The 20,481-nt window shown below is 45.6% G+C and carries 15 protein-coding genes and 2 pseudogenes; 10 read left to right on the top strand and 7 right to left on the bottom strand.

Features of this window, described 5'->3' with window-relative positions; all coding sequences use genetic code 11:
* The first annotated feature begins 451 nt into the window (after positions 1-451).
* Positions 452-772: an RNA polymerase sigma factor gene (locus tag AC0IYG_RS20270; RefSeq protein WP_471712877.1), complete on the top strand. Its 321-nt coding sequence runs from the start codon at positions 452-454 to the stop codon at positions 770-772.
* Positions 756-995 carry a sigma-70 family RNA polymerase sigma factor gene (locus AC0IYG_RS20265; protein ID WP_471712876.1) on the top strand — a complete coding sequence of 80 codons (240 nt, stop codon included), beginning with the start codon at positions 756-758 and terminating at the stop codon, positions 993-995. The genes AC0IYG_RS20270 and AC0IYG_RS20265 overlap by 17 nt, the downstream gene beginning before the upstream one ends.
* Before the next feature lie 108 nt (positions 996-1,103).
* Here AC0IYG_RS20265 and AC0IYG_RS20260 read toward each other — a convergent pair whose 3' ends face one another.
* The 3 genes and pseudogenes from AC0IYG_RS20260 to lgt all read right to left on the bottom strand — a co-directional run bounded on the left by AC0IYG_RS20260 (position 1,104) and on the right by lgt (position 2,579).
* Positions 1,104-1,271 carry a hypothetical protein gene (locus tag AC0IYG_RS20260; protein ID WP_471712875.1) on the bottom strand — a complete coding sequence of 56 codons (168 nt, stop codon included), beginning with the start codon at positions 1,269-1,271 and terminating at the stop codon, positions 1,104-1,106.
* Positions 1,259-1,657, bottom strand: a complete 399-nt coding sequence (locus tag AC0IYG_RS20255) for a hypothetical protein (protein WP_471712874.1) — start codon at positions 1,655-1,657, stop codon at positions 1,259-1,261. The genes AC0IYG_RS20260 and AC0IYG_RS20255 overlap by 13 nt, the downstream gene beginning before the upstream one ends.
* Positions 1,658-1,747: 90 nt before the next feature.
* Positions 1,748-2,579: pseudogene (gene lgt, locus AC0IYG_RS20250) on the bottom strand (prolipoprotein diacylglyceryl transferase).
* Positions 2,580-2,629: 50 nt separating this feature from the next.
* On the opposite strand from lgt, the gene yidD reads away from it, so the two are divergent.
* Positions 2,630-2,839 (top strand): membrane protein insertion efficiency factor YidD, encoded by a 210-nt coding sequence (gene yidD / locus AC0IYG_RS20245; RefSeq protein WP_471712873.1) that lies wholly within the window; start codon positions 2,630-2,632, stop codon positions 2,837-2,839.
* On the opposite strand, the gene AC0IYG_RS20240 is transcribed toward yidD, so the two are convergent.
* Complete coding sequence (locus AC0IYG_RS20240) at positions 2,836-3,789, bottom strand: AAA family ATPase (protein WP_471712872.1); 954 nt, start codon at positions 3,787-3,789, stop codon at positions 2,836-2,838. The two genes, yidD and AC0IYG_RS20240, sit on opposite strands and share 4 nt — an antisense overlap.
* 16 nt (positions 3,790-3,805) lie before the next feature.
* Positions 3,806-4,666 (bottom strand): peptide chain release factor N(5)-glutamine methyltransferase, encoded by an 861-nt coding sequence (prmC, locus tag AC0IYG_RS20235; protein WP_471712871.1) that lies wholly within the window; start codon positions 4,664-4,666, stop codon positions 3,806-3,808.
* Between the two features lie 92 nt (positions 4,667-4,758).
* On the opposite strand from prmC, the gene ribD reads away from it, so the two are divergent.
* The gene (gene ribD / locus AC0IYG_RS20230) at positions 4,759-5,826 is read left to right on the top strand and encodes a bifunctional diaminohydroxyphosphoribosylaminopyrimidine deaminase/5-amino-6-(5-phosphoribosylamino)uracil reductase RibD (protein ID WP_471712870.1); all 1,068 of its coding nucleotides are present in this window, start codon (positions 4,759-4,761) and stop codon (positions 5,824-5,826) included.
* Here the strand turns inward: ribD and AC0IYG_RS20225 are convergent.
* Positions 5,823-6,596 carry a shikimate dehydrogenase family protein gene (locus AC0IYG_RS20225; protein WP_471712869.1) on the bottom strand — a complete coding sequence of 258 codons (774 nt, stop codon included), beginning with the start codon at positions 6,594-6,596 and terminating at the stop codon, positions 5,823-5,825. The genes ribD and AC0IYG_RS20225 overlap by 4 nt on opposite strands.
* 192 nt (positions 6,597-6,788) lie before the next feature.
* On the opposite strand from AC0IYG_RS20225, the gene AC0IYG_RS20220 reads away from it, so the two are divergent.
* The 6 genes and pseudogenes from AC0IYG_RS20220 to AC0IYG_RS20195 all read left to right on the top strand — a co-directional run bounded on the left by AC0IYG_RS20220 (position 6,789) and on the right by AC0IYG_RS20195 (position 18,448).
* Positions 6,789-12,194 (top strand): S8 family serine peptidase, encoded by a 5,406-nt coding sequence (locus AC0IYG_RS20220; RefSeq protein WP_471712868.1) that lies wholly within the window; start codon positions 6,789-6,791, stop codon positions 12,192-12,194.
* Between the two features lie 108 nt (positions 12,195-12,302).
* The gene (locus AC0IYG_RS20215; protein WP_471712867.1) at positions 12,303-13,265 is read left to right on the top strand and encodes a nucleoside hydrolase; all 963 of its coding nucleotides are present in this window, start codon (positions 12,303-12,305) and stop codon (positions 13,263-13,265) included.
* A gap of 89 nt (positions 13,266-13,354) precedes the next feature.
* Positions 13,355-15,775 (top strand): family 20 glycosylhydrolase, encoded by a 2,421-nt coding sequence (locus AC0IYG_RS20210; RefSeq protein WP_471712866.1) that lies wholly within the window; start codon positions 13,355-13,357, stop codon positions 15,773-15,775.
* Positions 15,756-15,962: a chitobiase/beta-hexosaminidase C-terminal domain-containing protein gene (locus tag AC0IYG_RS20205; protein WP_471712865.1), complete on the top strand. Its 207-nt coding sequence runs from the start codon at positions 15,756-15,758 to the stop codon at positions 15,960-15,962. The genes AC0IYG_RS20210 and AC0IYG_RS20205 overlap by 20 nt, the downstream gene beginning before the upstream one ends.
* A 36-nt stretch (positions 15,963-15,998) precedes the next feature.
* A pseudogene (locus tag AC0IYG_RS20200) lies at positions 15,999-17,247 on the top strand (sugar MFS transporter).
* Positions 17,248-17,287: 40 nt separating this feature from the next.
* Positions 17,288-18,448, top strand: coding sequence for a XylR family transcriptional regulator (locus AC0IYG_RS20195; protein ID WP_471712864.1), 1,161 nt, complete (start codon positions 17,288-17,290; stop codon positions 18,446-18,448).
* On the opposite strand, the gene AC0IYG_RS20190 is transcribed toward AC0IYG_RS20195, so the two are convergent.
* Entirely contained in the window at positions 18,449-20,476 is a 2,028-nt protein-coding gene (locus AC0IYG_RS20190; protein WP_471712863.1) for a M13 family metallopeptidase, read from the bottom strand.
* Between the last annotated feature and the right edge of the window lie 5 nt (positions 20,477-20,481).

The raw sequence follows: 20,481 nt of genomic DNA, 5'->3' as shown, positions 1-20,481 counted from the left end.
GTTACGTGACACTAAGCAAGTTATCGTAAGCGATTGATTGTGATTTGTAATTTCCGCTACGAAATGACTGATAATGAGCACACATAGGTGGCGTCTTAATTATTGTTGCTAAAATATTAATGAAAACCAGATTGCGCAAAATGACGATATTTTTACGCAGTTTGCGATTTGTATTTCGAAATCTAAGCGTAGATTTATCAAACATTTATAAGAAAGCCGCTCAACATAAAGCATTGCCCGTTCAAGGATTAGCAGAATTTACTATTGCTATGGCAGTGTCCCAGTTACTTAAAATTTAAGAAGTAGTCAGTAATTCAGTTGGTCATTACGATAATGAACATGTGTTTTGACAGTTCCTTTTTAGTATGATAATGCGAAGATTAAATAAAAGAAAATTTAGTCAAATCGAAGAAGCTGTTAACCCTTTTTATATAGATAAACATTTATAACTGTGGCATATCCTGACGAAAATACCCTCATAAGAGTTACGCAAGGCAGTGAGCAAGCCTTTGCTGAAATTTATAACTATTATAAAACGCCGGCTTTGCGGTTTACAACTTCATTATTAAAAGATGAGGAAGAGGCTGAAAATATGGTGCAGGATGTATTTATCAAAATATGGGTGAAGCGGGCGCACATCAAACCCGAATATAACTTCAACTCTTACCTGTTCACTTGCCTGAAAAATATGGCTTTCGACCATTTTCAAGAAAATGGAAAAGAGCGAACAGCTGAGAAAGAACTATATGGACGCCATGAGAATGAACGATGACGATGAAAAAGAGGAGAACGAGCGAAGGATCAATCTGGTTATAGCGGCTGTGGACTCGTTGTCCGTTAAGCGGAAGCTAATTCTTAAAATGAATGTTGAGGAAGGGAAATCTTACCAGGAGATTGCAGAATTGCTTAGTATCTCAAAAAATACAGTTAAGAATCAATTGGTGAAAGCGAAGCAGATATTGAGAGAAAAAATAGACTTCGCAACAGTAGCGTAATGTTTCAAAATGCCATTAAAAAAGCAGAAGCGTTTAACTTCTGCTTTTTTCTATTTCAGGTCGGATAGTTTTGCCAGATCCAGATCTTTCAATGCTCCTTTGAGCTGATCAGATAGTAACATGATCTCCCTGCACATTGACCACAAACCGGTCGGCAACCAACACATTCAGCTCGCCTGATTTGCCCTCGTTATCGTATTTTTCAAAAGCTTTGTAGCCTTCAATCTTTGTGGTTTTCTCGTAACCTGTTGTTGTTTCTTTGTCTATTTCAGCCATTGACCAGCCGGCAAGTGCCATTGTGGAAACGCCTGCAATGCCGCCCGTGTCCACGATTTCAATGTCCATACTTTCCTCGCCCTCACCTTTATATTTAGCATTAGCTGTTGAAACTGTGAAACCCATTGCTCCGGATTTTTCACCGGTTGCTTCTGTGCGTGGAAAGTCGCCGCAATTTTCTCAGGCATCAGGTCTTTCAGTTTCCGAAAATCGATGGGGTCAACGGCTGGACGGTCGCCAATTTCCTTGGCTTTATCTGCGAATGCCTGCAACGCATCAACGGCAGTTTTTTCTTGCTCGGCTTCCTCCTGCTCTTTTTTCCCTCCGCAGGCACTCAGCAAAAGTGCAGACGCGAGAAAGAGTGATAAGGTAAATGATTTTTTCATCTGAATGGGTTTATGATTCTTGCAAAACAGGTTTCAATTTAAGCAAAATAAACCTGAAATGCTGATCCAATTATCGCAAGCAAGCCAGGATTAGCTGGCCCGCTGGATACTTGCGTTTCGGGACTGGATAATGAAATAAATTCCAAGTAAAACGGCTGGAATGCTGAGGATCTGGCCCATATTCAGTGCGTAGTTTGCTTCGAACGCTTCCTGGTTTTCTTTCAAAAACTCATACATGAACCGCAATGTGAACACCCAGACAAAGAAAACACCGACCATTAACCCGCGGGGCGTAGCAGCTTTATATTTGTTCCAGATCCATAGCAAAATAAAGAAGAGAATGAAGCAGGAAATAGATTCGTAAAGCTGTGCAGCGTGACGTGGAATTTGTCTGAACTCCGTATTTTGAACAAAAACAAAACCCCAGGGCACATCCGTAGGCTTACCCACGATCTCTGAGTTCATCAGGTTACCAAAACGGATAAATGCACCGGCTAATGCAACGGTGATCACCATTGCTGTCAGCAACCCAAAGGAATGTTTGCCCGGAAGCCCTTCTTGAACGTGAATACAGGATCAAGCCTGTGATAATGCCGATGATCGCGCCGTGGCTGGCGAGGCCGGCATAAGGCGGCATAATTACTTCGAGCGGATTTTTGAAAAGCACTTCTGGCTCGTAAAAAAGGAAATGGCCTACGCGCGCACCGATCACCGTGGAAAGCACCATATATAAGGTAAGCGAGTCGATGTCTTCGAGCGGTTTTCCTTCCTTTTTGAAAATGTGGATCATTATCTGTTGTCCGATCAGGAAGCCGGCTGCAAACAGCAGGCCATACCAGCGGACAGGGAAGGGGCCGAAGCCAAGAAATTCCGGAATAGTGAAAATTTCAGGACTGGCATTCCATATTATATACGAAATCATGCTTTTATGATGTTAATTGCCAAATATACTACTTTGACACAAGAAGCGAAATGAAATTTTTACTCATAGGGCTGGTGCGGATTTACCAGGGAGTGCTGTCTCCTTACCTGCCTAATTCTTGTCGTTATACGCCCACTTGCTCGCAATATATGATCGAAGCCATACAGAAGCATGGCGTCATAAAAGGCACAGGATTGGGTTTAAAGCGGTTTTCGAGATGCCATCCGTGGGGTGGGCATGGCCACGACCCGGTTCCTTAACCGATGGCGACTTTTCGAAGAATGGAATCAATGATGGCCATCGTGCGCACGCCGTCTGCTTCTGCTTCGTAATTGAGCAAAATCCGGTGGTTCATAATGTCCGGTGCGAGCTCCTTAATATCTTCGGGCAACACATAATCACGTCCTTCCAGATAAGCAAGTGCTTTTGCAGCGCGGTTAAGGTAAATAGTTGCGCGGGGTGAAACACCAAACTGAATGTAACGCGCTTCGTCGCGAAGTCCGTAGTCCAAGGGACGGCGGGTGGCGAAAACGAGTTCGATAATGTAGCGTTCGAGCGTGTCTGAAATGTTTACTTTATTAACATTGTCGCGGATCGCAAAAATGTCTTCTTTATTCAGAATAGGCCGGATCTGATAATCGTAATTAATGTCCGACATGCGGCGCATGACTTCCAGCTCTTTCGCTTTATCCAGATAATCAACGTAGACTTTCATCATAAAGCGGTCGATCTGCGCTTCGGGAAGTGGATAAGTTCCTTCCTGCTCAACCGGATTCTGCGTTGCAAGCACGACAAACGGGCGGTCCAGCAGATAAGTCTCGTCGCCAATGGTAACCTGCTTTTCCTGCATCGCTTCGAGCAATGCGGACTGCACTTTGGCAGGGGAACGGTTTACTTCATCTGCAAGAATGATATTGGAGAAAATCGGACCTTTTTTAACCTCATAATCACCGATTTTTGGCTTGTAAATCATTGTTCCGATCAGATCGGCAGGCAACAAATCGGGTGTGAATTGAATGCGTTTGAAATCAAGGTGCAGCACTTTGGCCATCACATTGATCGTAAGTGTTTTAGCAAGCCCGGGAACGCCTTCAAGCAAAATATGACCTCCCGTAAAGAGGCCGATAAGCAGTCTGTTCAGCAACTTGTCCTGCCCCACGACCACCTTGCCCATCTCATCCAGCACTTCCCTTATTTTCTCTATATACATTGAAGAATGATCCTTTTTATTTCCAAATGGCCCTTACAAACCGGTCTTTTCCGTGGATATCCCGCAGGATTTCAACGTTTTTATAATTCCTTTCTTCAAAAACCTGTTTCGTCCCGGCACCGAAATGCTCGTTAATTTCAACGTAACATTTGCCATCTTGTTTTAAATGGTGAATGCCAAAATCTGCAATTGCCTTGTAAAATAAAAGCGGATCACTGTCTTCCACAAAAAGCGCTTCATGCGGCTCAAAGCGCAGCACATTTGGGCGCATATGCTCTTGTTCTGAGTAAGTTACATACGGTGGATTGCTCACCAGACAGTCAAACTGCACAATGTCTCCGGGCAATGGGAAAGTAACATTCAGCATATCCTGTTTTGCAAAAGTGACATCTGCAATCAGCTGACGTGCATTTTCTTTGGCAACTTCCAGCGCTTCATCAGAAACATCCCAGGCGTGAACGGAAACGTGTGGCAGAAAGCGCGCCAAAACAATGGCAATGCAGCCGCTTCCCGTTCCAATGTCCAGAATAGAAATATTTTTGTCGGGCTCTGCATAATCGCGCGTCACCATGCGTACAAGTTCCTCTGTTTCAGGGCGTGGGATTAATACGGAAGATGAAACCCGGAATTCAAGTCCGCAAAACTCAGTGGAGCCAATAATATGCTGAACGGGTTCATTATCATTGAGCCGACGGATTATGCCTTCCCAGTCAGGCTGAGCGGTCGTTTCGGCAACCGGTCTGTCCACCAGCACATCAATGTTGCGAAGCCGCATATAATGTTCAAGCAACATGAAAGTGATTGCCTGAGCCTCTTTTTCCGGATATACTTTAATGCTTTTTGAAATGTATTGATATAGCTGACGTGCCGAAGTCATTTTCAGGTGTTTTTTATTGCAATGTCGGAAAGTTAGCAAATAATAGGAACTCACGAAAGTTGAGTTTAAAAGCAGGTTTGTATTTTTGCCACATGGAGGCAGATAATTTATGGATGAGCCGGGCTTTACAACTTGCCGCCAATGGCCGCGGAAGCGTGAGTCCTAACCCGATGGTTGGTTGTGTGATTGTCTGCGAAGACCGCATTATCGGCGAAGGCTGGCACCGGCAATACGGCGGCCCACATGCCGAAGTCTGGGCCATTGACGATGCCGAAAATAAAGGAAACGGACATTTGCTGGCGGAATCGACGGCTTATGTTACGCTCGAACCCTGCTCGCATACAGGCAAGACGCCACCCTGCGCAGACCTGATCATTCGGAAAAAAATCAAGAAAGTAATCATTTGTAATAATGATCCGAATCCATTGGTTTCGGGAAGAGGCATTGCGCGTATACAAGCTGCCGGCATTGAAGTGAAATGCGGGCTGCTTGCTAATGAGGGGCTTAGCCTTAATAAGCGGTTTTTTACCGCAATGGAGCAAAAAAGGCCGTATGTTATATTGAAATGGGCTGAAACGGCTGACGGATTTTTAGGGCCGGAAACAGGTGGAGCATTGCAGATCAGCGGACAGCTTTCAAGCATGCGTGTGCACCAGTGGAGGACGGAAGAAGATTCGATTTTGGTTGGTTATAAAACTGCGCTGATGGATAATCCGCGCCTGAATGTGCGAAGCTGGTCGGGGCGAAATCCAGTTAGAATTGTACTGGACAGGCATTTGCAGCTTCCGGGAAATCTGAATTTATTCAGCAAAACGCAGCCGACTATTGTTGTTAATTATAATCAGGAGAGCGCATTACCAACTTCTCCTGAGCGTTACGCAGCAGTGGCCGACATTGCATATATTAAAGTAACGCCAGGCGCTGATGAAATCGATGAATTGCTGACGGCTTTGCTTGCCAGGGGAATTCAGTCCGTATTTATTGAAGGTGGAGCGGCGGTGATCAATGCTTTTTTACAAAAAGGACTTTGGGACGAAATCCGCAGATGTCAGGGCACCATTATCATTGGAAATGGTGTTAAAGCGCCTATTCCGCAGGGAATATTAAGGTCTTCCGAAAAGGTTGAACAGGATCTTTGGACGTTTTATTCAAGAGTTTAAACACTCCAAAGGTTTTCCTCCGCAGTCCAGATTTCCCAAGCTTTTTCTGCTTGAAGTTCGAGCATTTTCAGGCCATTTTGGATAACGGCGCCTTTTTCAATGCCTTTTTTCAGAAATAATGTTTCAGCCGGATTGTAAACGAGATCGTAGAGATAATGCTTCTTGGTAAGCAGGTCATATGGGATCGCGGGGCACTCGTCCGTTTTGGGAAACATACCCAAAGGCGTTGTGTTGATGATCAGCAAATGCGAGCTCATGATCTCTTCCGTAATTGACTCATAAGGAATGGAATCGTCACTTTTTTGACGGGAAACCAGAATATATTCCATGTGCAGATCCTGCAATGCTACGAGCACCGCTTTTGCCGCACCGCCATTTCCCAGAACGAGCGCTTTGAAGTTGCTGCACTTTTCACCCCGCTTGTCCAGCCATTCTTCCAACGACTGACGAAAGCCGTAATAATCTGTATTAAAGCCTTTTGTGCTGCCGTCAGCATAAATTTTAATGGTGTTCACTGCTCCGATCCGCTCGGCAGATGCATCGTCCAGATCGTCCAGATACGGGATCACATCCTTTTTAAAAGGAATCGTTACATTCAGGCCCCGGAGCTCGGTTTTTTTCTTTAATAATGCGGGTAACCCATCCAGCGAACTCATTTCGAAGAGCTCGTAGCTGCTTTCCTTGATTTTTTCACGGACAAACTTGTCGGTAAAATATCGCTTGGAAAAAGAGTGCGTAAGGGGGAATCCGATTAAACCGTATAAATTCATAGTTCTGGGGGCACTGATGACGACGCGATTGCGAAGAGAAATTAAAGGTGCGAAGTTACGTCCGCCTTACGCATTTACAAAAATAATGTGACCGATTCTCGACCAATCCGTAAACAAGGAAGTATAAAAGGAATTATTTGTAAATAATGCATTAATGAAGTAGAATTACCTCATGCACCTTATTTTAAAATCATGGAATGGAAACAACTTTACAACACACTATGCTTGCTCATTTTGGTTTCCGCGTCCGTCATGGCGCAACCCAGCAAAGACTATAAAATCCTTCTGAAAAGCGGAGCATTTACGCCTGCAAAAAATATCACCGTTGGCGGTAAGGCCAATGCTAATTTGCGCACCGTTTCGGATGGTTCGAAAACGCTTGTCGTCGTTCAGTTTGAAGAAATTCCAACGGCAGCAGAGCGATCTGAGCTGAAAGAGCAAGGCATTGAATTGCTCGATTATATTCCAAACAATGCTTACACGGCAACCATTACCCAAAATCCTGATTTGAGGTCACTTGCAAAAGTGCAGGGCCGGGCTATTTTTGAACTAACGGCTGAACAAAAATTACAGCCTGCGCTTGCAAAAAGGCAGCTTCCCGTTCATGCAGTGAAATTGCCGGGAACAATTGACGTCTGGATCAACTATCCGAGATCATTCACATTAGCCGAAATTAAAGACGGGCTGAAAGCTAAGAGTTTTGAGGTTATTTCAGAGCAATACAAAGATTATCAGGTCATTGCATTGCGGATTCCCGATACGCGCGTTCATGAACTGGCAGCATTGCCTTTTATCCAATATGTGCAGGCGGCACCTCCCGGCGACAAGCCATTCAACAACCGCAGCCTTACCAACAGCCGCGCGAATGTGCTGCAATCGTCTTTGCCTAATGGACGCAAGCTCACGGGAAAGGGCGTCGTGGTCGGTCACGGAGATAATTCAAATCCATTGCAGCACATTGATTTTAACAACCGCATTATCAACCGGGCGGCGATTGAAGGCGGCCAGCACGGCGTGCATACACTCGGAACGCTGGCTGGTGCGGGGATTGTGAATGAGCTTTATGCAGGTTATGCGCCTAAGGCGACTGTCGTTTCGCAAATGTTCTCGAATATCATTTTGTACTCACCCGAATATGTCAAGGATTTTGGAATGGTGCTCACCAGCAATTCTTATGGTGGCGAAATCAATAATTGCGACACTTACGGGGTTTACGATCTTTATTCACGGATTCTGGATGATCAGGCTTTTCAGCTGCCTTATTTGCAGCATGTTTTTTCAGCCGGAAATAGCGGCGGTAATGTTGCCTGTGCACCGTTTCCGGCTGGTTTTGCCAATGTTTTAAGCGGTTATCAAAGCGCGAAAAATGTAATCAGCGTAGGGAATACGTTTGACACAGGACTTTTGGCAGCAACTTCGAGCGTAGGGCCTACGCGCGACGGCCGGATTAAGCCCGAAATCACAGCACTGGGTTCCTCGGTGCGCTCAACAATTCCTACCAATTCATACACAAACGGAAGCGGAACAAGCATGTCGTGTCCTGCCGTTGCGGGCGGACTGGCGTTGCTATATGAGCGTTTCAGGCAGATTAACAATGACCCGAATCCAAAAAATGCATTGATGAAGGCTCTGATTTGCAATGGCGCAACGGACAAAGGAAATGATGGACCTGATTATAAATTTGGTTTTGGTTGGATGGACTTGTCGCGCTCTTTGAAAATGCTGGATGACAAACAATATGTAAATGGCATCGTGGCTCACGGACAAACTGCAACACATCAGATCAATGTTCCGGCTGGCACCGCACAGGTTAAAGTAATGCTCTATTATAATGATCCGGCTGCAATGGTTTTGTCGTCCCAAAATCTGGTGAACGACCTGGACCTGAAAGTCAGCAGTCCGTCAAACAGCATTACATTGCCCAGATTACTTGATGCAACTCCATCCAAAGTCAATGTGGTCGCAACGACCGGTCCCGACCACATTAACAACATGGAGCAGGTGATCATTAACAATCCGGCTGCGGGCACTTACACCATTTCCGTGCTGGGAAATGCCGTTCCGCAAAATCCGACGCAGGAATATTTCGTCGTGTATGATTTCATTCCGGCGACTACGGCGATCACATTTCCGATTGGAAACGAGCGGTTAAGGGATGGCGAGTCGCTGATTATCAGCTGGGATTCGTATGCAGACGCACAAAGCACTTACAGCGTTCAGACTTCATTTAAAAACGGCATCTGGACCGAAATAGGGACTAATCTGGCGGCAAACACAAGGCAACTCAACTGGACAATCCCGGCCGGAACAGCCGCTACAGATCAGGCGAGGGTCAAGATCATTCAGAAGAAAAACGGAAACGTTATTGCAGAAAGCATTAGTGAACCATTTACGATCATTGGCATTCCGGTCGTGACATTTTCAGCTGTGCAATGTGAAGGTTATATTTCTATGGACTGGGCGGCGATTGCAGGTGCGACGGATTATGAAGTGATGATTCTAAAAGGCGACGAAATGGTGCCGGCGGGCATTGCTACGCAGAATAAATATGTTTTGAGTGGCCTTTCAAAAGATTCAACTTACTCGGTTTCTGTGAGGGCAAGATTGAACGGACATCCGGGACGGCGTGCGCTGGCTGTTTCCCGAAAACCTGATACAGGAACTTGCGCAGGCACAATTTCAGACAACGATTTGAAAATTGAATCTATTTTGACGCCTGCTGCCTCAGGAAGGAAAAACACTTCTTCTGCACTCGGTAATGCAATTTTGGTAAAAATCCGCATCAAGAACCTCGACGACGCTGATTCCAATAAGCCCATTGAAGTGGGTTATGTGCTGAATGGTCAGTCCATTCCTTTGCAGACCATTACGCCTTTGATCGAAAAAGGAAAAACATACGATCACTCTTTCAATGTAAGCGCGGATTTTAGCCAGGTGAAAGATTATACTTTGCGTGTGTTTGTGCATAGCGCGACCGATCTGGCGACTGCGAATGATACATTGACCAAGGTTTTTCGGCAGTTGCCCAATGATGCAATTGCATTGCCTTTTCTGGATGATATTGAAAATTTGCCTGCACAGACGTGGGTAAAGGACCAAGCGGGAGTGACAGGCGGGAGCAGATATGATTTCAGCTCGACAACGAATGCCGGACGTTTGCGCACATTTCTCAACTCCGGCATTGCGGCTTCGGGACAAACAGCATTTACGCTGGATGCGAACCGCTATTTCGCAGCCGGTAACACCAATTATCTGGATGCAACATTCAATTTGTCAAATTATGACATTGAGCAAGTTGATGTCCGGTTGAACTTTAAATACAAAAATCACGGTCAACGAAGCCATCCCGACAACAGCGTTTGGATAAGGGCGAAAGATACGGACCCGTGGATTGCGGCCTACGATCTTTTTGCCAACCAAAATTTGCCTGAGGAAGGTTATAAGACGCAGCAAGGCATTGAGCTGAGTAATCTGCTGGCGATTAATGGTAAAAACTTTTCATCGAGTTTTCAGGTGCGCTGGGGCCAATCCGGAAATATGATTGCAGCGGATGCGGAATCCGGTGCAGGTTACACTTTTGATGACATTAGTTTGCACGTGGTCACGGACGACATACAGTTGCTGAGCGTTGTGCATCCGAAGCTTGAAAACTGCGGATTGGGGAATGCACAGCCGCTTATTGTTCAGCTCCGCAACAGCTCGGCCCGGACTATTGCTAACGTCCCGATTTTCGTTCAGCTCGATAACGGAGCAGTCGTTCAGGAAACGATCGCGAGCATTGCCAAGCGGACCACATTCGATTACACTTTTAACAACAAGCTGAATATTGCTTCCTATGGCTGGCATGTCATTAAAGTATGGACTGGCTTGCCGACAGACAGTTACCGCTTAAACGACACGACGAAAATCGAAATCCACAATGCGCCGACGATTGCTTCCTTTCCTTATCTGGAAAATTTTGAGGCTCACAACGGATTTTGGTATACCAAAGGAACAAATAGCTCGTGGCAACACGGAAAGCCGGTTTCGGCAAGGATCAATGCTGCGCCAAGTGGAAACAACATTTGGAAAACAAACCTTTCGGGATCATATAATGATAAAGAGCTTTCGTATTTGTACTCGCCGTGTTTCGCTGTTTCAGGGCTTGCAACGCCCACTTTGAGTTTCAGCGTTGCCATGGATATGGAAGTTTGCGACCCGCTTCCGTGCGATTATGCTTATGTGCAATATTCCGGGGACGGCGGCGAGTGGACATGGCTGGGTGCTCAGGGCGACGGCACCAATTGGTTTAACAAAACCTATCCGCCGGTTGCAGTCTGGAGCATTCAGGATTTTGTCAGGTGGCATGTGGCAACGATCCCGCTGCCAAAAGGTTTTACCAGTCTGAAACTCCGGTTTGTGTTTGTTTCAGATTCATTTACCAATCGGGAGGGCATAGCGATTGATGACATTCATATATATGATAAGGCGCATGTCATTTACGATGAAAGCAGCATGGGTGCGCCTGTGACGCAAAATGTTCCGTCGGCTGGCAATTGGGTGAACATTTTACAAAATAACAAACTGGTTGCGTCCATTAATCCGAAAGGACAAAACCTGGGCAATACGCAGGTGCAAACTTACGTGAATAGCGGCGGCGTCCGGAATTTTAATAAGAGTTATTATCTCGACAGGAATTTTACCATTAAACCACAAAATGCAAATCTGGGAGATTCGGCGATTGTGCGGTTTTATTTCCTGGACTCTGAGGCCTTAGCGCTTACTGGTGCAACCGGATGCGCCACGTGCGACAAGCCTCGGGATGCTTACGAGCTGGGCGTTACCAAATATCGGGGCAACAATGCTGCCAATGAAGACGGTAACATTGAAAACAGCGTTTCGGGAAGCTGGGCCTATTATCCGCCCAAAAAAGTGGTGAAGGTGCCTTACGACAAAGGTTATTATGCCGAACTGAAAGTGAAGAACTTTTCAGAGTTCTGGCTGGCCAAAAATTACATCGGGTCCGGGGATGCATTGCCCGTTTCGCTGATCAGTTTTTCAGCAAAGAAGAAACCCGCAGATGGAGCCGAACCGACTGTGTTACTCGATTGGAAAACGGCGTCAGAAGAGCATTTTGACCGGTTTGAAATAGAAGTGGCGGCAGGAAATGATGCTTATCGGCAAAATGACTTTGTCAAAATTGGCGCTGTCGCTTCGAATGGCGGCGTAAATCATGCGCAGGATTATGTGTTTGTCGATAAGCGAATTGGCAAATCGGGTGTGCTTTATTACCGTCTGAAAATGATCGATCTGGACAGCACTTTCCAATATTCGAGCGTTAAGCCAGTCCATTTTGATGAAAAGCCTTTGTGGCAGGTTTATCCAAATCCTTCTGCGGGAATGTTTTATATGCTTTATCAGGCCGGGACGGGCGTGGAAGTGGTTGTGAATGTATATGACAACGGCGGGCGCAAATATCAAACTTCCAGATCAGCCGCAACCGGCTTTGTCCAAAAACACAAGCTCGATTTGACCGGACCGGAATATGTGTCCGGAATTTACTTGCTGGAAATCGTGAGTGGCAAAGAAAAGCAGGTGTTTCAGGTTTTTAAGGATTAAAGCCGCAAAAAATGCGCAATTTTGCAGCAAATACAGTGATTGCAACGAATAGACCCATATTACAAAAGTGCTTTTTCAATGATTGTCATGCGCAAAACATTACTGATAATGTCCCTCTTTATATCCTCACTGGCACATTCACAAACCGGAGCGAGGCTTCCGAAAACTTTGATACTGGACACCGATATAGGCCCGGATTATGATGATGTGGGGGCAATGGCGGTTATGCATGCATTGGCGGATAAAGGAGAAGTGAAGCCGCTGGCGGTGATTGCTTGTAACAAAAATGAATTGGTCGGGCCGACTATTGAAATATTGAACAACTATTTCGGTCGTCCGGAATTGCCGATTGGTGCACCGAAAGGCGCTGGTGCCCCGGATTTTGGTGCAATTCAGAAATGGCCGGAAATGCTGGTTGAAAAATATCCGCACAAAGTTTCGAAAACGGCGGATTTGCCAGATGCAGTGCAGGTTTACCGCAAAGTGCTAGCCAAGCAGCCAGATCAGAGCGTGACGATTGTGACCATTGGATTTTTGACCAATCTGGCAGCATTACTGGATTCAAAACCAGATGAAAACTCACCATTATCGGGCCTTAACCTCGTGCGTAAGAAGGTGGCCGGGCTGGTGAGCATGGCTGGAAACTTTCCGGGCGGGCGCGAGTATAATGTCTACGCCGATTCGCTGGCTTCGCAAAAAGTGTTTGCAGAATGGCCGACAGAGATCATTTTCAGTGGTTTCGAAATTGGTCAGGAAATACGGACAGGGTTAAAAGTGGTTGCCAATGAACGACTGAAAAGTCCGGTTAAGGATGTTTACCAATTGGCGATGTCCAAAAGTGAAAGTGACGCAGCGGGCCGTCAGAGCTGGGACCAGACCGCCGTGCTGGTTGGCGTTCGTGGTGTGCAGCCCTATTTTGGTTTAAAGCGCGGCAAGATCATTATTAAAGACGGAAACAATTCCTGGCAGGATGACCCGATGGGCCCGCACGCATATCTGACGCCTAACATGCCTGTTCCACAATTGACTGCCCTTATTGAGGGGTTAATGATGTGGGAAGGCAAAAACTAGTATTTTTTGCAAGTTTATCAGTAATATTAATGCGCTAAATTCCACCTACAACTTAAATATTGAACTCAAAATCCTTGTATCCTGACCCAATGAAGAGAATATTCCCTTATCAGCTGCTTGTCATTTGTATTTTGCTTTTATCCGCTTGCGCAGGAACCAATGACATTTCCAATGAGCAGGCGCAAAAGATCGGCATTTCCTGGAAGCTGATTTCCAACCTGATTGAGCCACCGCATAGTTTTCAGGCAAAATTTACCATTAAAAACGGAAGCGATTTTACATTGGACGGTAGTAACTGGGCGCTGTTTTTCAACATGTCGCCACGGCCTATTCAAAGTAACAAAACGCCGCAGCCGGCTGTCGTGGAGCATATCAATGGCGACTGGTATAAAATGGTCGCTGCAAAGGATTTTAAGCTTGCCCCTGGTGATTCGATAACAATTCAATACACAGGAACAGAAGGCATTATAAAGGAAACTGATGCTCCTATGGGGCTGTATTTTGTTTTTTATGACAAAGAAGGCAAAGAAAAAGAGATCGTTCAGGTTGCTGATCTTACAGTAGAGCCGTTTGTCGCGAAAGAGCAGCTGATGCGCAGCAAAGACGATCTGGTGCCATTGCAATCACCCGAACAGCGTTATAAAGACAATCTCAAATTTACCAAACTTGGCACAGAGCAATCGTTGAAGATCATTCCAAGCCCGGTGAAGATGAGTGCCGGAACGGAAACATTCTCATTGGATAACAAGGCGACCGTTTATTATCAGAAAGGCCTTGAAAAAGAGGCTAAATATTTAATCGAAAAGTTGAAATCGGTTACAGGAACGGACTTTCCTATCCGGGAAGGCTTACCAACAACCACGACGCCAGAAGCGCCTTCGATTGTGCTGAATACAGGAACCGTTTCAGTGAATGGCATTGCAAAAGAAGCCTATAAGCTGGGTGTGAATGCCGGCGGTGTAAGTATTACGGGAAGTGATGCAGCCGGTGTATTTTATGGTGTGCAAAGTCTGTTGCAGCTGATTCCAACCGAATTATATCAAAAACCAGCTGCTTCAATATTGCTTGGACATGTCCAGGTTGAGGATGCGCCACGTTTCCATTTCAGAAGCTTGCATTTGGATGTCGGCAGGAATTTCCAGACCAAAGAATCGATCAAACGTGTGCTGGATCTGCTTGCTTCTTATAAAGTCAATCATTTCCTGTTTTATACATCTGAGGACGAAGGCTGGCGTGTAGAAATCGACGGCTTACCCGAGTTAACTGAGGTGGGAGCGCATCGTGCACACACTTCCGGAATGGGCGCTTCTGCTCTGCATCCAAGTTATGGATCCGGTCCGGTGGCTAATGATGAGGGCAAATATGGAAGCGGTTATTACACCAAAGCTGACTTCATCGAGATCCTGAAATATGCGAATGACAGGCACATTAAGGTGATTCCGGAAGTGAATTTTCCTGGACACGCATTGGCCGCGATCAAATCCATGGAAGCGCGTTATGACCGGTTGATGAAAGAAGGCAAAGAAAAAGAGGCGAATGAATATCGCCTGATCGATCCGGAAGACAAGTCTGTTTATCTTTCTGCGCAGGCTTATAAAAACAACACCGTAAGCGTTGCGCGCGAATCGACTTACCATTTCTTCGAAAAAGTGGTCGATGAATTTGCCAAAATGTACAAAGAAGCAGGCCTGACAATGGACACATTCCATACGGGTGGAGACGAGGTTGCCGAAGGCGCCTGGACCAAATCCCCGATGGCTATTAAATTGAAAAGTGAAAATCCGGACATCAAAGAATTCCGGGACTTGCAGACTTACTTTTTCAGAAAACTGCTTCCAAGGTTAGAAAAGCGGAATCTTAAAGTGCACGGATGGGAAGAAGTTGCTTTGACCAAAACCAATGCAGGCGCTTATAACGCAAATCCTGAGTTTGTGGGCCATCCCGTGGTTCCTTATGTTTGGAACAATGTGTATGACGTGGATCTTGGGAACCGTCTTGCCAATGCGGGTTATCAGGTTGTGCTTTGCAATGTGACCAATTTTTACTTCGACATGTCTTACAATAAGGATCCGAAAGAACCGGGCTTGTACTGGGGCGGATTTGTAGACACGTGTGATAACTGGGCTTTCGCACCTTTTCATATGTTTAGAACAACGGAGGAAACAGCATTGGGCAAACCGATGAAAGAGGAATTCGTAGGCAAGCAAGCATTGAAACCGGAAGCCAGAAAAAACATTATCGGCATCGAGGCGCAGCTTTGGAGTGAAACCATCAAGGGACGGGATATGATGGAATATTCCATTTTACCCAAATTAATGGGCTTCGCGGAAAGTGCCTGGGCTGCTGAGCGCAAGTGGGAAAACGTGGAGGACGATGCGGCAAGAAAGAAAATGATCGATGAAGGCTGGAATTTGTTTGCAAACAGCATTGCGCAAAAGCATATCCCGAAGGTTAAGTTTCCAGAATGGCGGTTACAATTACAGACTTCCTATGCCGGGTGCCATTGTTGAAAACGGCATGCTGAAAGCCAACACAGAACTGCCTGGACTTGTAATTCGCTATACAACCGACGGTTCGGAGCCAACTGCAAAGTCACCCGCTTTTGAAGCGCCCGTTAAGGTGTCCGGGACGATCAAACTGAAAAGCTTTGATATGGCTGGAAAGTCGAGCCGCACCAGCGTGGTGACTGCGCAATAAGCAGTTGCAATACATTTAAAGTAAGACACCGCCCTCATGCAAAGGAATATTTTTATAGTCGTTCTGATCCTGCTGATATTCTTTGTCATTTCTTTTCTGACCAATATCCTGGGGACCCATAATCCCGGATATTGTGAAGAGTTTCAGTCTGAGCATCGGGCTTGCGGGATTCCTTCCTTTTGCGTTTTTTGTGGCTTACGGCGTTATGTCGATCCCTGCGGGGCTTATGGTTGAAAAATATGGAGAAAAGCCAGTGTTAATGCTGGCTTTCTTTTTGGCCTTTATCGGCGCGCTTCTTTTTGCATTCATTCCCAGCTTTGCCATTGCGTTAACCTCTCTTTTCCTGATTGGAATTGGCATGGCAATGCTGCAAGTCGTGATCAATCCCTTATTGCGAGTTGCTGGCGGAGAAGAGAAATTTGCGTTCTTTTCTGTTTTAGCGCAGCTTTTCTTTGGCGGCGCTTCCTTTCTGAGTCCGATGCTTTACAGTTATCTGGTGCTCAACGTACATTCGAGCCGTTCGGGTTTTTTGATTGATTTATTAAACAAACTTGTGCCCGAAGATCTGAAATGGGTTTCACTTTATTGGGTGTTTGCGGTGATCGCTTTTGTGATGATCTTGGTGATTGCCATGGTGAAATTTCCAAAAGTGGATCTGCTCGAAGATGAACGCATTGATGTGGGGAGTTCCTTCAAAGAGCTGGTTGCGAACAGGTCGGTGTGGTTGTTCGTTTTAGGCATATTTGCTTACGTAGGAACAGAGCAGGGCATAGCGAACTGGATTTCTCAGTTTTTGCAAACTTACCACAATGTTGATCCGGCGACGGAAGGCGCTACGGTCATTTCTTACTTTTGGGGCTTGCTCACCGTAGGCTGTTTTCTTGGGCTTATCCTTTTGAAAATATTTGACAGCCGAAAAGTGCTTGTCTTTTTCACATCCGGCGCAATCCTGGCACTTGCTTTTGCATTATTCGGATCAGGAGAAGTTGCTGTGAATGCTTTTCCGGTTACGGGCTTTTTTGCTTCTGTCATGTATTCGGTCATTTTCTCACTTGCATTAAACTCGGTTCCAAGGCATCACGGGACATTTTCCGGGATTTTGTGTGCCGGCATTGCGGGCGGCGCGGTTGTGCCATTGATTGTCGGCGGGCTGGGGGAATTGGTCGGGTTGCAGCTTGCTATGCTGTTTCTTTTTATTCCATTAGGCTATATCTTTAGCATTGGCCTTTGGGCAAAACCCCTGGTCAATAACGACACCATTTCCGGTTTGAAAGACATTTTCTAAAAGTCTGAATGGCATAGCTCACTTCCAAAAGGCTGTTTTAATGTATAAAATCATCCTGCTCCTCGACTTTGCCGAAGAATACAGCAAGAGCCTTATGAAGGGGATTAACACCTATTCCAAGGAATTCGGACCGTGGATTTTTTGTCGTATGCCGCTGTTTCACCGCGAAACGGTGGGAATTGACGGCATTTTAAAATGGGCATTGGAATGGGGTGCCGACGGGATTGTGGGTCAGCTTTATAATAAGGACATTGAAAAAATTATCCAAGCGGGCATTCCGGTTATTGCGCAGGATTTCAAGGAGCGCTTTACGGAAATTCCCAACATTACGGGCGGATATCATGAAGCGGGGCAACTGGGTGCTGATTATTTCCTGAAAAAGGGTTTTACCAATTTTGCATTTTATGGATTTAATGACATTGTCTGGTCGCGCGAAAGAGCTGAGGGATTTGAGGAAAGCCTTAAAAAGCGTGGGCATAAGGTTCATTATTTCGAACACAAGAAGGCGAGGTCGACGGAGCTTTGGTATTACAAACCAAGTTCGCTGAGTCGCTGGCTAAAATCACTTCCTAAGCCCATCGGACTCATGACTTGTGACGATAACCAGGGGCAGCACATTACCGAGGCTTGCCGGCAATTGGGCATCCGCATTCCCGAAGAAGTGGCTGTTTTGGGTGTTGATAATGATGAAATGATCTGTGATTTGTCTGATCCACCGTTGTCCAGCATTGCTTTGGACGCTGAAAGGGGCGGTTATGATGCCGCCAAATTGCTGGATCACATGATCAAGCACGGCACCAAAGACTACTATGATATTATCGTCAAGCCCGTGCAAGTCATTACGCGGCATTCAACAGACATTTACGCGACGAATGATGACCACATCGCTTCGTCCCTGAAATACATTCACCAGAACATTGATAAAAATCTACACGTAGACGAAGTTGTAAAACAAGTCCCATTGTCGCGTCGTGCATTGGAAAAGCGGTTTTTGGAAATAACAGGTTACCCGATTTACAAATACATATTCAACCTGCGAATCGAAAAATTCACCCAAAAACTGCTGGATACGGACATGTCTGTTTTTGAAATTGCGCTTGATATGGGCCTTACGGATAGCAAAAATATAGCCCGCCAATTCAGGCAGGCTAAGGGGTGTAGTCCAAGTGTTTATCGCAACAAATACGTTGCCGGTAAATAATTACCAGATCACAATTCTCGCAGAATCTGGCAGGATCATTTTACTTCCCGGCGTGCAATTCCAGGCTGCTTCAAACTCCTTCAAATGCGGCATAGGACCATTAATGCGATCTTTTGCAGGTGAGTGCGGATCTGTTTGAATCTGGTTTTGCAATGCTTCATTGGTTGTGTTCATGTGCCAAACTTGCGCCCAGCCCAGGAAAAACCGCTGTTTCCAGTTGAAGCCGTCGATAGGAGCAGGCTCTGCTTTGCCTTTCAACGATTTTTCTAATGCGTAGTAAGCAAGCGTTAGTCCACCCAAATCAGCCACGTTCTCGCCGATTGTTAGTGCACCATTGATTTTGAAACCGGGCAATGCTTCAATTCCGCTGAAATAATCAATGTATTTCTTAGTCAATTGATCAAAATTCTTGCGATCAGAGGCTGTCCACCAGTTTTTCAGGTTTCCTTCATCATCAAACTGCGATCCCTGGTCATCGAAACCATGCGTGAATTCATGACCGATTACGGCGATAATGCCTCCATAATTGATGGCGTCGTCTGCATTTCGGTTGTAAAACGGTGGCTGCAATATTCCGGCCGGGAATACGATTTCGTTGTTCAGCGGGTTGTAATAAGCATTCACAGTCTGCGGCGTCATCAGCCATTCCGCTTTGTCAACATCCTTTCCGATTTTCTCGATTTCTTCCTTATGCGCAAAAAGGGAAGCTGCAATCACGTTCTCAAACAGCTTGTCTTTCTCAACTTTAATGGATGAATAATCCTTCCATTTGTCAGGATAACCGATTTTATAGGTAAATGCTTTGAGCTTTTTGTGCGCCTTTGCTTTTGTTGAATCGCTCATCCAGGTCAGCTTATCGATGCGCTCACCATAAACCGTGCGCACGTTTTCTATCATGTCAGAAACTTTCTTTTTGTCTTCTTCCGGAAAGTATTTTTTAGAAAACAATTTTCCCAAAGGCATTCCCAAAAGTCCATCTGTCGACCGGATTGCGCGCTCCAAGCGGGCTTTTTGCTGTTTCGTTCCACGCATTACTGTGCTGAAAAAGCGGAAGTTTTCCTGGTCAAAGCTTTTTGGAAGATAGCCTGCAAAGCGGGTGAGCAACTGCCATTTTGTATAAAGCTTTAATGTCTCTATCGGAGTCGCCTTTAATAATGTGTTCAGATTTTGCAGATAGGCCTTATTTTGAACGACAATGCTGTCGGTTTTTATGTCTTGCTTGTCTACGAACGATTTCAAATCAAAAGCCGGAGTCAGCGCCTGAAATCCTTCGAAAGACATTTTGTTATAAGTCTTCACCGGATCGCGCAATTCAACATTGGTCAATTGCAGTTTCGCAAGCTTCGTTTCAAAGTCAAGAATAGTCTGTCCCGGCTTGGGATCTGTGAATGCGGCAAGGGAGAACATTTTGTCCACGTGCTTTACAAATTCGCTGCGAACCTTTAATGTGCTGGAATCTGTGCGCTCGTAGTAACTTTTTTCGCCTAAGCTAAGTCCGTCCTGGCCTTGATACAACACATTAACTTTGCTGTTTTTCAAATCGGCATCAACGCCTAAGCCCACAACGGATGAAACACCAACTTTCTGCAATTCTCCCGAAACAGATGCGAGATCTTTCAGGGATTGAACACCATTGATTTTGTCCAAATATGGCTTTAATGGTGCGATCGCACGCTTTTCAATTGTTGCTGTGTCCAAAAACGACTGGTAATAATCTGCAATCTGCTGCTCCTCACTTCCGCTTTTGCGATCTTCCAGCTTGACAATTTCTTCAATAATGCCTTTTAACCTGACTTCTTTGTTTTCCTTGTCAAGAATGCCGAATGCACCCCAGCGGCTTTCCGTGCCTGGGATTGGATTGTTGCGTTTCCAGCCTCCGTTGGCATAACTGTCGAAATCGTCGCAGACCTTAATGGTGGAATCAATGGATGTTAAATCGAACCCTGGCACCGTTTCAGCGGCGGATTCTTTGTCGTTTTCTTTTTGCAACCTGTTACCACGAGCGTAATAGCGACCGCAGCGTAACATAAACC

The sequence above is a fragment of the Dyadobacter sp. AC419 genome, assembly GCF_979253085.1.
This window is presented reverse-complemented; position numbering and strand designations above follow the sequence as displayed.

What these genes read in the sequence shown, in the direction of transcription:
- AC0IYG_RS20240 (WP_471712872.1), bottom strand. Translation starts at nt 3,789, where the DNA reads ATGTATATAGAGAAAATAAGGGAAGTGCTGGATGAGATGGGCAAGGTG.
- AC0IYG_RS20195 (WP_471712864.1), top strand. Translation starts at nt 17,288, where the DNA reads ATGTATAAAATCATCCTGCTCCTCGACTTTGCCGAAGAATACAGCAAG.
- AC0IYG_RS20205 (WP_471712865.1), top strand. Translation starts at nt 15,756, where the DNA reads ATGCCGGGTGCCATTGTTGAAAACGGCATGCTGAAAGCCAACACAGAA.
- AC0IYG_RS20215 (WP_471712867.1), top strand. Translation starts at nt 12,303, where the DNA reads ATGTCCCTCTTTATATCCTCACTGGCACATTCACAAACCGGAGCGAGG.
- prmC (WP_471712871.1), bottom strand. Translation starts at nt 4,666, where the DNA reads ATGACTTCGGCACGTCAGCTATATCAATACATTTCAAAAAGCATTAAA.
- yidD (WP_471712873.1), top strand. Translation starts at nt 2,630, where the DNA reads ATGAAATTTTTACTCATAGGGCTGGTGCGGATTTACCAGGGAGTGCTG.
- AC0IYG_RS20255 (WP_471712874.1), bottom strand. Translation starts at nt 1,657, where the DNA reads ATGAAAAAATCATTTACCTTATCACTCTTTCTCGCGTCTGCACTTTTG.
- AC0IYG_RS20260 (WP_471712875.1), bottom strand. Translation starts at nt 1,271, where the DNA reads ATGGCTGAAATAGACAAAGAAACAACAACAGGTTACGAGAAAACCACA.
- AC0IYG_RS20265 (WP_471712876.1), top strand. Translation starts at nt 756, where the DNA reads ATGAGAATGAACGATGACGATGAAAAAGAGGAGAACGAGCGAAGGATC.
- ribD (WP_471712870.1), top strand. Translation starts at nt 4,759, where the DNA reads ATGGAGGCAGATAATTTATGGATGAGCCGGGCTTTACAACTTGCCGCC.
- AC0IYG_RS20190 (WP_471712863.1), bottom strand. Translation starts at nt 20,476, where the DNA reads ATGTTACGCTGCGGTCGCTATTACGCTCGTGGTAACAGGTTGCAAAAA.
- AC0IYG_RS20210 (WP_471712866.1), top strand. Translation starts at nt 13,355, where the DNA reads ATGAAGAGAATATTCCCTTATCAGCTGCTTGTCATTTGTATTTTGCTT.
- AC0IYG_RS20225 (WP_471712869.1), bottom strand. Translation starts at nt 6,596, where the DNA reads ATGAATTTATACGGTTTAATCGGATTCCCCCTTACGCACTCTTTTTCC.
- AC0IYG_RS20220 (WP_471712868.1), top strand. Translation starts at nt 6,789, where the DNA reads ATGGAATGGAAACAACTTTACAACACACTATGCTTGCTCATTTTGGTT.